Origin of the sequence: Syntrophobotulus glycolicus DSM 8271, from assembly GCF_000190635.1 — a bacterium.
Taxonomy (GTDB): Bacteria; Bacillota; Desulfitobacteriia; order Desulfitobacteriales; family Syntrophobotulaceae; genus Syntrophobotulus; species Syntrophobotulus glycolicus.
The window spans coordinates 76,999-90,635 of record NC_015172.1; the positions used below are offsets into that span (position 1 = coordinate 76,999).

8 protein-coding genes are annotated in these 13,637 nt (G+C 38.1%); 5 read left to right on the plus strand and 3 right to left on the minus strand.

Going from position 1 to position 13,637, the window contains the following annotated elements; translation table 11 throughout:
- Positions 1–258: 258 nt before the first annotated feature.
- The 3 genes from SGLY_RS00415 to SGLY_RS00425 all read right to left on the minus strand — a co-directional run bounded on the left by SGLY_RS00415 (position 259) and on the right by SGLY_RS00425 (position 2,844).
- Positions 259–849: a helix-turn-helix domain-containing protein gene (locus SGLY_RS00415; protein WP_013623327.1), complete on the minus strand. Its 591-nt coding sequence runs from the start codon at positions 847–849 to the stop codon at positions 259–261.
- Between the two features lie 404 nt (positions 850–1,253).
- A complete protein-coding gene (locus SGLY_RS00420) occupies positions 1,254–2,537 on the minus strand; it encodes a tyrosine-type recombinase/integrase (protein ID WP_013623328.1) in 1,284 nt (427 codons plus the stop codon).
- Positions 2,538–2,628: 91 nt separating this feature from the next.
- The gene (locus tag SGLY_RS00425) at positions 2,629–2,844 is read right to left on the minus strand and encodes a helix-turn-helix domain-containing protein (RefSeq protein ID WP_013623329.1); all 216 of its coding nucleotides are present in this window, start codon (positions 2,842–2,844) and stop codon (positions 2,629–2,631) included.
- Between the two features lie 268 nt (positions 2,845–3,112).
- On the opposite strand from SGLY_RS00425, the gene SGLY_RS00430 reads away from it, so the two are divergent.
- The 5 genes from SGLY_RS00430 (at position 3,113) to SGLY_RS00450 (ending at position 13,579) form a co-directional block, all read left to right on the plus strand.
- Positions 3,113–4,036 carry a Fic family protein gene (locus tag SGLY_RS00430; protein ID WP_013623330.1) on the plus strand — a complete coding sequence of 308 codons (924 nt, stop codon included), beginning with the start codon at positions 3,113–3,115 and terminating at the stop codon, positions 4,034–4,036.
- 158 nt (positions 4,037–4,194) lie between these two features.
- Positions 4,195–6,372, plus strand: coding sequence for an ATP-dependent nuclease (locus tag SGLY_RS00435; protein WP_013623331.1), 2,178 nt, complete (start codon positions 4,195–4,197; stop codon positions 6,370–6,372).
- A complete protein-coding gene (locus tag SGLY_RS00440) occupies positions 6,365–8,146 on the plus strand; it encodes a UvrD-helicase domain-containing protein (RefSeq protein WP_041444523.1) in 1,782 nt (593 codons plus the stop codon). The genes SGLY_RS00435 and SGLY_RS00440 overlap by 8 nt, the downstream gene beginning before the upstream one ends.
- A 64-nt stretch (positions 8,147–8,210) precedes the next feature.
- Positions 8,211–8,960, plus strand: coding sequence for a DUF2971 domain-containing protein (locus tag SGLY_RS00445; protein ID WP_013623333.1), 750 nt, complete (start codon positions 8,211–8,213; stop codon positions 8,958–8,960).
- A 92-nt stretch (positions 8,961–9,052) separates the two neighbouring features.
- The gene (locus tag SGLY_RS00450) at positions 9,053–13,579 is read left to right on the plus strand and encodes a DEAD/DEAH box helicase family protein (RefSeq protein ID WP_013623334.1); all 4,527 of its coding nucleotides are present in this window, start codon (positions 9,053–9,055) and stop codon (positions 13,577–13,579) included.
- Positions 13,580–13,637: the final 58 nt, after the last annotated feature.

Below are 13,637 nucleotides of genomic sequence, written 5' to 3' on the forward strand. Positions count from 1 at the left end.
AGTCACCCTCGGAGCCGTAACAGATAAATCCATGCGAGGGATATGGGCAGTTGCCACAGCTCTTGAACGGGCCGTGGGGCCGCTCGTCAGGCGGTATTCTGCCTGTTGTTATGATGGAATCCGAATCATAACAAGCTGGTTTTTTATTTTTCTTGTAATGCACTAACATGATTTCCTCCCTTCTGAAAAACAAAAAAAGCCGGGGAATTGAAGCGCATTCTGCACTCCGATTCTCCGGCTCTTTAACTGGATAATTGATTATGAGGTTTTTCGACATTCAGTCGGTGTCTGTCCAACTTGGTACTGTTGTATCAAGTCCATATGCTTCTTTGATTTCTGAGTGATGCGGTGAGCTTTGGTTGCCATGTATTCTATCAGGCAGTCCTTTGGTATCAAGTATTTGTTGTAGTACCACACTCCGAATAATTTCTCTTTGGATATCCATTGTGATACTGCGGTTTGGCTGTAGCCCGTCATTTTTATGACATCGCCCACGGTAAGGGCATCCGGAAAGCTGCTCCACTTTTTCTTTAGCATCTCCATGAATTTACCCGCATCTATTTGAACCTCTGCCCGACGCTTGGGTCTATATTTTATTCCGCTTGAAAAAATTCCGGGAGGTGTCAGCAGGGACTCCGGAGAATCTTCTAAGCGGGTAAGGTATTCTACCACATCCGTTATCCGGATTTTGAACCTACGGGTCTTTTTCCCTGTATCCTCGCAGGGGATATACCCGTTCTCTAAAAGCCATGTGGCTTTTCGTTTGCTTATTCTGCAAATTCTGTAAAATTGGTCGTGACATATCTTTTCCGGGTATTCAGCCAGAAGGTGAGAGTAGTCAGTTGCCATGTCCATCCCTCCAATGCATTGATGGTGCAGACAGATATCAGCTCTGTCTGTTTTGCGTTATTCAGTTTTAATCAATGTCAATGGTAGGGTTCGCTGTGGTTTATGTTTTTATAAATGCCAGGAAACTAAAGTATCTTAAGGTTATTTCGCTGGTTGTTTTTCTACGCTTTTTCTACACTTTGATCTGAAAACCGTAAAATTCGGGGGTTGAGCCGAAGCGTGGCAACTTCATGGTTTTCGCCCGAAAAGCCTTGATTCATGCGGGTTTGCTGGATTTCAAGGTGTCTCAAAGTCACCTTGATAATCTCATCGGAACTTGCCCTCAAATAACTCGAAATCTCGTAGGCCGGTAACCCCGGTGCGTGGGTTCGACTCCCACCTCCTCCGCCATGGGGCTGCTAATCTTACCGATTAGCAGCCCCTGCCATTTTTAACGGCAGGGATTCAGCAATGATATTTGCTGTTTCCTTTTTGGACTTATACTCCAGATGCCCATAGATGTTTGCGGTTGTACGGATGTCACTGTGTCCTACCCAATCCCTGATACGTTCTAATGGCACTTCGTTTGCCATCATCAGTCCGACACAGGAATGCCGTAAATCGTGAAAACGGACATGGGGCAGCCCGGCCTTCTCCAGCATCCTTTTATGCCGAGTGGTAATATAGTCCGGGTCGAGGATTTTACCAAGCTGATTTACACATAAATACCCGAGCCAGTCATTACAATAGGAGTTCCCGCAAAGTTTCCGCATTTCCCTGTTCTCTTCGATTTTTGCTTTTATACGCTGTTCCACATAATCAATCAGCGGATAGGTACGATTGCTTGTGTCCGTTTTCAGCTTATCGGATGGTACATATATCTCCACTCCGTCTATCTTGACCTTTACGACGGTGTGGTTTGCCCGGAAAAATCCATGCCGAAAGTCAAACTGCGACTCCCGAAGTCCGACACACTCGCTGCGTCGCATCCCATAAAAACCGCCAAACAGAACCGGGATTTCAATAATGTCACTCTGGATAAATTCAAGGTACTGCTGCATCTGATCGGCGTTCAGTGTTGCGGCGTTGTATTTTTCGAGCTTTCCGAGCGTGATGGCGGTATTGGGGTTAACTGTTATCAATTTTTTGCCGATAGCGTAGTTCAATGCCTGGTTGATAACCGTATAGTCTTTCGTCACACTTGACTTTTTGAGCCCTTTGCTCAACTTCATGCCGTAGTATTCCGAAAGATTTTCAGGTGTAATATCCTGAACCGTATACTCATATTCCCGGAATACAGCAGAAAGCAGTTCAACCTTTTCCAGATATCCCGCCCATGTTTTGAGAGTAATTTTCTTGCCAAAGTTAAAATCCTTGTCCACAATCACTTTACACGGATCGCGGGATTGAACCCATTCCTCAAGCACATCAGCAAAAAGAGGTTTTTCGTTAGGGGGAGTAGGAATGCTTGGGTTATGTATCCCCGGGAGCATTTCATTAAGCTTGTTTTCATATTCTTCAATCGTGTCGTCCAACATGCTTTCTGCTCTTTTCTTATTACCCTTGACCGGCAAGCCCGTAGTCAGACTTTTACGATCCCGCTTTTTCTGTCCGGGCATTTGCCAACTTAACTTCATATGCCAGTAGCCGCGTACTGCTTCAATATGACCGGCAACGTCCACTTTGCTTTGTAGATGATCTGTATTCAAGCTCATTTCCTCCATTCATACAGATAGACTTCACCCACCATTGACAGTACCAGTGTAGCAATCGTGGGTGAATGATTCTATAAGTGTTGCACTATTTTTTGCTACCCTGGTCAACTTCAAGAAATTCAAGAATGAAAGGTTTTGGGAAACGGTATTCCCTCCCCACCTTCAAGCATTGAATTTTACCGCTTTTAACTATTCCATATGTAGTCTTGGCACTGATTTGAAGCAATTCAGTAAGCTGCTTCACATTTAAGACATCGGGATAGCTTTCCAAAAACCTTGCTCGATACTCCTGTTTTTCCATAAAAACACCCTCTTTCTGGCATATTAGCACTAGCTGTGCAGTACTGATTTTAACCAGAAGAGAGGGTGTTTGTGAAATTTTAGGTTGTAAGCTTTCTATCGTTGTTTTGTTTTGCGACTTAATGATTATTTCATTATTAAAAATGCAATAATTGAAAAGGAACAGTTAGACCCAATTTTATTATAAAATTAGCTTGTATATTATTCCGATATAATGCTATAATTAATTTTATGGAAAACTCTGTCATCTTGATATGAGGTGTATCGATATGGAATATATGAAAGTCAAAGAAGCCGCTGAAAAATGGGGGCTTACCGATCGGCGCGTGCGTATCTTGTGCGAACAGGAACGAATTAACGGAGTTATAAAAAAAGGCCGTTCTTATTTGATCCCTGCAGATACTGAAAAACCCATAGACGGCAGAAAACTGCGGGGTAAAGCAGTGCCGGCACAGTACCGTTCACTGTTTACTCGAATTGATTTAAAAAAAGAGAAGCTTGATGCCTGTAGGCCTCTGACGCCGGGCGAAACGGCCCGTTTACGTGATGAATTTATGGTTGAGTTCACTTATAACTCGAATGCGATTGAAGGTAATACCCTTACGCTCCAGGAGACAGCTTTGGTTTTAGAGGGCATTACCATTGACCAGAAACCGTTGAAAGACCATTTAGAGGCTGTGGGGCATCGAGATGCTTTTGTATATGTACGACAGCTTGTAAGTAATAAAGTTCCTTTAGAAGAAAGGATTATAAAAGAAATACACTCCCTTGTACTGATGGATCGGCCTGAAGATAAGGGAATATATCGCCGCATTCCGGTTCGCATCATGGGTGCCACCCATGAGCCGCCGCAGCCTTATATTATTCCGAAGAAGATGGAGCGATTAATTGAGGATTGTAACAAAAAAAGAGGAGCAATGCATCCTCTTGAGAGAATCGCATGGTTCCATCTCATTTTTGAAGGCATCCATCCTTTTATTGATGGCAATGGACGAACAGGTAGGCTAATTATGAATTTTGACTTGATGCAAAATGGCTATCCACCGGTTAATATTAAATTTATAGACCGAAAGCGGTATTACGATGCGTTCGATTTCTACTATCGAGATGGAAGCGCAGATTCAATGGTGATGATGATCGGCCAATATGTGGAGGAACGACTGGATCGCTACCTGGAAGTATTATCTAAATAGTGGGAACTACAGAAACCTATTGGAGAGAGTTAGGATAGGTACTGATAACGTCTTTCTAAAAAAGCATTTTAAGTTACTTGAGTTGTATAATTTGTTTATAATGCGAAGCTCAATCGGATTCATAAGAATATTTTTGTATAACATTTGGGGGATTAGAAATGTATTTGAGTGGTTTGCAGTTAATAAATTTTCGCAATTTCGAATCAGCTTGTTTCATATTTAACGAAGGCCCAAACACAATTATTGGCGAAAACGATTCTGGAAAATCAAATGCTATAACTGGCTTAAGATTTTTATTAGATGATTCCTTTCTTTACAATACTAAGCGCTTGAAAGAAAGTGATTTTTCATATGCCCTTAATAATTGGAAAGGTCATTGGATAATAATTTCTGCTACTTTTAGCAATATAACAAGTACCGAAAAAGAAAGTGACATATGCGCTAGTCTAATAGTAGATGATGAAGAAAATATCGCTTCTATGAGTTCTCTGATTAGCACCGACAATAGAGATCATGGCGTTGTCACGTTGTTTATAAGGCCACAAAGAGGTATTAGAAAAAAACTCTTTGATGCTTCTGGAGACGAGGAGATCTTTAATGAGATACGCAATTCAATAAGATTAGTTGACTATGAATTCTGTTTTACATCGAAATCAAAAGCGGACTTTTGTAATGATAACATGTATAAAAGTATCGTAGGAGATATTGATTCATTTGAAGCCACTAATCCTGAAGATGATGATACAAGTATCCTTGGTCATCGCATAACTGTAGCTGATGTACAAAATCATATATCATTGGTTTATATTGACGCTCTTAGAGATGTTCTTAGAGAGATGCATATACCAAGAAACCCAATCAGAAGAATAATTGAAACGATTGAAGCCGGCATTGATCCCGCTCATATCACAACGGTAAAAGATAAAATCAAAGACCTTAATGATGCAATAACGAATATAGGTGAAATCGGCGTAATAGGTCAGGGGCTAAATAAAAAGCTTTTGGATATTTTAGGTGTGGTATACTCTCCAGAAATCAGCTTATCATCTGAATTATCTGATGAAATAAATTCACTATCAAAATTTATTGCCATGAAACCAAAGAACGAAGATGATCTTGATTTATTGGGTCTAGGGCATCTTAACATGATTTACCTTGCACTTAAAATTGTTGAATTTGAAACATGCCGTTCCAGAGAGTTACTAAATATTATGGTTATAGAGGAGCCAGAAGCGCATATTCATGCACATATCCAAAAAACGCTATTTAACAATTTGAGTGTAACAAATAATTATACTCAAGTATTGATGACAACACATTCCGTACATTTAGCTGAGGCATCTGAAATATCCAGGATGAACATATTGAAAACTCTCAATCAGACATCAATTGCAATGCAACCCATCCGTCAACTTGACCAATACGGAAAAGATAATCTGAATAAGAAAAGCCTATCTCTGACCAACTGTATTGAACGGTATTTGGATGCAAAAAGAAATGTTTTGCTATTTTCCAAAGGTGTTTTATTAGTTGAAGGCGATGCGGAGGAGATATTGATACCCAACATGGCTAAAGCCGCCTATGGAATAAGTCTTGATGAAATCGGGGTAGGATTAGTTAATGTTGGGAGCACTGCCTTTGAATATGTTGCAAGTTTATTTGACCAATTAAGAATACAGCGATATTGCGCTATTCTATCTGATTTGGACAAGCAAGCAGTTGACCCATCAAGCACATACTATAAGTCAAATGCCGAGAAAAAGGGGCAGGAACGTAAAGAAAAACTTAATCGATTATATTCAAGTAACTTATGGGTTGATATGTTTTATGCTGACCATACATTCGAAATAGAATTCGTTAATTGCGGTGACAATTTTAAGTATGTATCTGCTGCAATAAAAAAAATATATACGCAAAAAGCTGTTATTACAAGCCACCAGGAAGAAATCAACAATGAAAATAGCCGGAACGAAGAAATGCTTATGCTTTCGGAAAAAGAAGGCAAGGGATGGTTGGCTACAATAGTATCTGGTGAATTGAATTATAATATTAGAATTCCTGAGTATATTGTATATGCTCTAGCATTTGCTTCCCAAGAAACAATGTCGTTGCAGATCTATGCTAAAATGCTCAATTATACTCTTGCTTTATATGATGATGAAAAAGCTAAGCATTATTTGGATTTATTACGTAATTCCAGAGATAATGTATCTCTCTCGGAAGCTATTAACGAAATACTTGAAGATACCTATCTTGAAGAAGATGTCGTTTTCGAGTTTATTAAGTTTTGTGAACAATTTCAGCAGCGAATAGGTCTTGGTGATGACGATGAATGAAGACCTTGAATTGTTATTAGATAAATTAAACGAACAACAAAAAACTATTGTTATGTCAAACGATAATATACTTGTCACTGCCTGCCCCGGCAGCGGGAAAACAAGGGTTTTGACATATAAACTTGCTTATACAGCTCTGTCGAATCCGCATTCCAATAGAAAAATAATCGCAATAACATACACAAATAGAGCCGCAGATGAGATAAAGGATCGATTAGAATTATTGGATATTGACCAGTCAGCTATCTGGGCTGGGACAATTCATCAGTTTTGCTTAGAATACATTATTTATCCATACGCCATGTCATTACCTAGGCTATGTAAAGGTTTTACAATCATAGATGAATATGTGCATGATCAATATATCCAGCAAATTTTAGACAAGTTCAGCATTAATATTCCTTCATATCAGAAAAGTAAGATTATAACAATGTTAAACAATGATATGGAAATTATTGAAACCCAATTTCCACAGGTAGTTAAAGGCTATCATGATCTATTAATACAAAATAAAGAGATTGATTTTGACCTAATATTAAGCCTTTCCTATCAGATTCTCAGAAACCACCCGATCGCATCAGTAAATATCGCTGGCATAATAAGAAGTGTTTGTGTTGACGAATATCAGGATACAAACGAACTACAATATCAAATTATCGGGATTCTGACAAAAACTAATAATAGGATTAAGGTAATGTTTGTCGGAGATACAGATCAAGCAATTTACACGAGCCTAGGGGGTATTGCTAAAAGCATCAAAGAAATCGAAGAAATAACAGCCTTGAGGTTTACAAGAGAAACCTTAAACGGATGTTATCGTTCTACGCAAAGAGTCATTGATTATTATTCTTATTTTCAAAAGGAATCTTATAAAATTATTAGTCTTGCTACTCACGCAGAATTGAAAGGGATTATTTATTTAAACACATCTATTCATAAAGACGATATCTATGATTGTATTGCAGAACTCATCCGACATAAAATCGATCAAAACGTTCTTCCAGAAGAGATATGCGTAATTGCTCCGCAATGGTTTTTACTCTATCCCTTAAGCAGAAAATTACGAGAGCTCTTACCAGATATATCATTTGATGCTCCAGATATATCTCCCATCAAAGCAGACGATATGAATGTCTTTTATAAACTGGCACGACTAATATTCACAGAGCCAGGAAAAAAGGTCCCTCGCCGAAAGAGAATAGCTACTGAGATAATTAAAGTTTTATCAGAAGAATATAATATTTTGCTTAATGAGCATATTGACTGTTTTTGGATATTGCAAAAAATCAATAGTATACATCCAAATGCAGGTAATGGCGTTGACTACTACAAACATGTTATAGAAGAACTTTTTTCTTCCTGTGGCATCAATAGAGAGGATAACTCATCACTGTATTCTCTATATGATAACTTTATTGGCAAAACAGAAGAAAGGATAAAAAGACATTCCCTTTCAGATGATCTATCTGCTTTTTATAAGATGTTCAGAGAAAAAACCGGCGTGGTAATTACTACTTGCCATAAAATCAAAGGTGAAGAATACAATACGGTAATTGCTTTTGGAATTTTTTACGGAATGATCCCCCATTGGGATTCGATTTTCAGCCCGGTAATTTCAGAAGTTAACGAAGCGAAAAAAATGTTATATGTTATAGCATCCAGAGCGAAAGAATCATTGTATTTATTTGCTGAGCAGGGGCGAACAACAAGTAATGGGGCGGTGTATGCATTAACGGATATTTTGAAAACATACTCATATGATTACGATACTTAAAAATCTCACCTATTCATATATACAAAATGTGGATGTTACAATAAATATTAATAGGAGAGAACCGATGAATAAACACATACTGACCATATCAAATAATATTAAAGAAGATGATTGCCTATTCAGATATATTTCTTTGGCACAATTTATTTCCATGATAGAGAATAGAAAATTGTTTCTTAGAAAAGTTAAATTGTGGGACGATCCATGGGAAGCACCAGATGATCAGCTTCCTTTAATAAGTGATGACGGTACGGAAATTTATTCAGAATCCTTGTTAGCTGCATCTACAGTTGGTCAATGCTGGACATATGAGAAAGATTCTGATGCAATGTGGAGGATATATTCCGGAGATAGACAAGGGATAATGATAGAAACAATTGCCAAAAATTTTGCTTCCATCGATAATCTGAGAAAAGCAGTACTATCAAAAGTTATCTATTATAATACCGGCAATTATATTGATTGTAGAAGAGAAGTTGAAAATAATCCAAGCTATTCTTTTGCTGGTGACATGGTATTAAAAAGAGAAACATTTAAACACGAAAATGAAGTTCGGTTACTCGTATGCTTACAAGCATACCCAAAAGAAATAGATCATATATGGGATATACCTATTGTTGGGTTTGGAATTGAACCAGAAATTTTTATTAAAAGTATTACCTTTGATCCGCGTGCTGATGATTGGTATGTAGAGACGATGAAAAAATATTGCTTTTCTAAAAACTTAAATTGTCCTATTGAAAAATCCACATTATATAAAAAGGATTTTTTTGCATCTGCAAATATTGTAAGGAAATATGAATTAGTCAAATAAAGAGGAGTATTTTTATAAACATTCCTTTATGAGAATAACATATGTGCTAATTTCCCATTATCCATTATATATATTTGAGAAGGAATAATACTATGTATAATTATGAATTAACAAAAATACAATCTGAAGTTGTTTCTAAGACAATGCAAGCACTGCATATGGCTGAGCTTGAAAATCATAAAAAAATCGGTATTATTTCAATGGTGACAGGTAGCGGAAAAACGGTATGTATACTTCAAATCGCAGCTGAAATGATACATGAGGGAAAAACTGTTTTATTACTATCTGATAGAGCAGTTCTATTAGATCAGTATTATGAAACCAGCAAGAACCTTAATTTGGGGATACAGCAACTCTATTTGCCAAAGACAGGATTTGAATTGCATTCTTTACTCGATGAAAAAAACATTATAATATTATCAACGCTACAAAAATTATCTTTATGCCAAAGCAAACGATATTATGATCAACCTATAAATCCAGTTTACCGAGACGATATTATAATTATTATAGACGAAGCCCAACAGAGTATGTTTGGGCGTATGATGAATGAGTTGTTAGCTCTATTGCCAAACGCTTATTATTTAGCTTTTACATCGTTTGAGATAGGCTATGAAACGAAACCGATAAAGGAAGTGTTCGGCGATGTCATATATCAGTATAGTTATTCAGAAGCTGTAGGAAATGGACAATTATTACCAATAAGGTATACAAGCGTTAGTTTTAACTTTCATGGCGCTTATGATGCTTTTGACGTTTATAGTAAAAGAAGGTTAGTATACGAAAAACCCTCCGGGTTTGTAGAAAAAATCGCGGATCAAATTTTAGAATATTGCCATGAACAACCAGGAAATAGAAAGGCCATTGTTGTCAATCAAAGTATCACCGAAGCAGAGCTATTATGTGAAGCACTACAGAGACGCTTACCCCCTTCAGCAGTGGGGGTATTGACGTCTCGCATGTTTCCCCGTCATCGCGAGGAGGTGAGCGAAGAGTTTACTGACACTGATAGCAAGCTTCGTATTCTCTTGGTTGTATCTGCTCTTATAATGCCCATATTCCCGCCTAATTTGGATACAATTTTTCTGCTTAAAAAAATAAGTCGAATTGAAATTCAGAGTTTAGCTGGGAAGGCTGCACGGCTATATCCGGGCAAAACATGTGTGGATTTATATGATTTTGTGAACAATCGCATTAGTGATGAGCTAGAGATAGCCTCAACTGTTGAGGAAGATGTGCCTTTGGAAAATAATAAAAGTCTCCTTCATGCTCTAAGCACCTGTTTGGCTAAAGAGGATTTTACTTATGCGCAGTCCACTTTCACAGAAATAAATGAGCCATTATATCAAAAACTAAAAAAGGAACTTCCATTTTTAGAAGAATCTACAGATACGTTTTGGCCGACAAATATGGATGCAACTAAAATATTCAGCCACTTGTGGAATTATTTTTCGATTAACTCAGTTTTTGAACCTGATATAGAAATGATTGGACAGGTATCCAAAGAACAGCTTCAGCCGAAATTGCGTCAAGGGATGAATGAAGTAAAAACGCAGATTTTAAAGCCATATGAAAAAGGGAAATTGCTCGAAACAGACATATTAAAACTGCTTAAAGCCTTCTTTCTGATAGACGATGATACCGGCGATTATATCCTGAAAACTCTAAGAAAACAGCAGGGCGGTATGCAGAATGGATTTGATATTGATTTTACTTATCGCAATCATGCTGGCGAGTCAGTCCGCTGCGTTATGGAATGTAAAAATAAAAAAACGCCAATCACTACGGAGGATATCCTCGATAAACTTGAAGATTGCAGACAACGGGCATACCAGGTTGAACATTGGATTCTGATCAGTCCATGTGCAAATGTTGAGAATAAACTCAATGAATACATAAAAATATGGGAATATGAGGATCGTTGGGAACCCATTAAAAAAGTACAATTCTGGACTCCGGATGAAGCCGTAGAAGAATTTCTTGGAATCGAATCAAAAATCTATGATCACTATTACCCATCAAAATATGATTCGGAAGACCATCCAAGACATTGGAGTGAGGAACACAGGAATGCTATTATTGCAAAATGGAAAGAGAAATTGAAAACGGTTCCTTCACTTCCGAAATCATGGAGAGAGTATATACGCAATCCGCACTATATTCTATTGAGTAATGAAACTGATAGTCTAACCCGTGAAAAATACGAATCGCTTTATGGTAAACATATTGAAATAAAAGCCTTGGATGAAGCGGGCATGCTTAAACACCAGTCAATGCGGCAATATCTCAATGAGTGGCTGAAAAGTGATTGCAGATGTATGCTGCTCCTTGGTGATTTTGGCGACGGTAAAACTTATTTCACTTATGCCTATACCCGCCGACTAAGTGAGGAATATGTGCAATTTCCGGAAACAGGATGGCTTTCGATACGGTTCTGTCTGCGTGACTACAAACCAGGGGATACTCCTCAGGAATTTGTCGAGCGCCGTTTAAAAGCATTTAATTCTAACTTAAGAGATTGGAATGATATCAGAAACAAAAGAGTTCTTGTTATTTTAGATGGGTTTGACGAAATGTCTACTTGTATCGGCGATAAAAATATTAATAACAATTTGAAAGAACTCGTAGCCCTTTATCATTTTTTTGCCGGTATGAAAGTCTTGATTACATCACGCAAACATTTTCTGTACCATGCACTCAATAAAGAGTATTTACTCGAACGGTTAGACTCCCCTGAAATTGTTCAATTAGCGTCTTTTTCCCGAAAAGAAGCAACGGACTATCTTGAGGCAGTCGCGGAGAAAGCCGGGGTAAAAAGGCAGATGAACCAAATAAAACGCACTAAGGATGTGGTAGGTCTCGCCGCCAAACCTTTATTTTTACAAATGGTCCGAGATACCATGCTCAGCGGGAGGAAAATAAGCGAGTGGAATACGATTACGCTTTATGAAAGTTATATCAGCAATTGTATCGACCGTAAATTCGAATACCAGCTCGAATCTCCGGAATTGCACCTGCGTGTAAGAACGAAGCAGAATCTGTTGCGCATTTTGGAGGATCTGGCCTGGGTAATACAAGAAAGTAACGGTGAATCCATCAGTATAGAGCAATTCAGACAATATACTAGCGAAGAGCAAATTGACAAGCTATTATGGAATCTGTCAAATTCGGATGAAGACACTCTTAGCGATGCCAAAAACCGCATTTCTATTCGTTCTTTATTAAAATTGAATTCCGAACAATTGGAGTTTTGCCATCGGTCCATGAGAGAGTATTTTGTAGCACGGGGACTTGCCAGAAATCTGTGCAGTGATGGCTATGAAAAAGCAAAAGAATTTCTTGCTAATCATTCTTTATCAACAGAAATCATCTACTTTTCGGCAGAATATATCAAGGAAACTCTTTCTGAAAAAGAGAAAGTCTTTATTGCGGACCGGTTAATATATGCGGTTCGCCACTTATTAAGCGGACAAAAATGCAACAGTTTAGATTTGCTTTATCAGTTGTTAGGAGAGTTACCAGGTGATTCCTGGAATGGTTTGCATCTTGACTATGCCCATTTGCCCCACGCGGATTTATCCGGTAAAAATTTCTCCTACACCTCGCTTCGCTTTGCAGTGATGGATAATGTAAACTTTAGAAATGCCGATTTTTCATATGCGGATTTGACAGGTGTAAGATTAGAAGAGACTTCTCCGGTAACTGCCATATATACTAACCCCCATGACGAATATTTTTATGCTGAATATGAAGATAAATGCATACGAAGGTGGAATGAAATTAATGCAAGCGATATGCAGTCATACAAACTAAAGGCAAATGCCCAGCCGGCAACATTTATAATTCCATTTAGCAATGGTGTGATAAGAATAAATAATCGAATTTGCTGCATGATGGAAAAAGGGGATGATGGTTTACAACCAAAAGCTCAGTTTCGGGTGCGAGCAGGAATGATACCCCTGGAATTACGTGACAACATGTTACTATATAAAGAAAATGGGGATGATGAGAGCGAATTATTGTATCTAGCGGATTTGAAAACATCAAAAATACTTAATTATTCTCAAGTGCCTGTGAAATCGACTTGTTCGTTTTTAGATTCCGGGACCTTTATAGTTTACACAGAAGACATTGGAGCCACATTGGTTTGCAGGGACAGAGATCCGCTAGTCATCCTAGATGAAAAGGGTATAACCTGCCTGTGTGTAACATCAAACACAGAGCGGCATTTACGGCTTGCGTTTGGATTTCGTCACGGCAAAATTATGCTGTTTGATTTGTTTTTAGAAGAGGAATGGCGTGTCAAACACTATATCGCAATTGAAGGCTGCCACTTCTACATTAAGTCGGTCGATATGTTGAACCATGATGAAATTCTGGTTTCAGACTTAATTGGCAATATTTTTGTTCTGCCTGTAAAATCGCGCTTTGAAAATGACGAAGTCCGTAAATACAGCTTGCAACTTATATGTTCTGGTATGAAAATTGACCATTTGAAGTCTGATAAAGAATACAGTGTATTAAAAGGACTAATAGAGCCCTCCGAAAGTGAACTACTAAGACAGTACAAATTAAGAGAAGCCAATGCGCTTGGGGTAAGGCCTCAAAACTTAAGCTGATATAGAGAATTAAGTAGATCACCATAGGCTGGGGAGACAGCATTTTGACATTAGCATT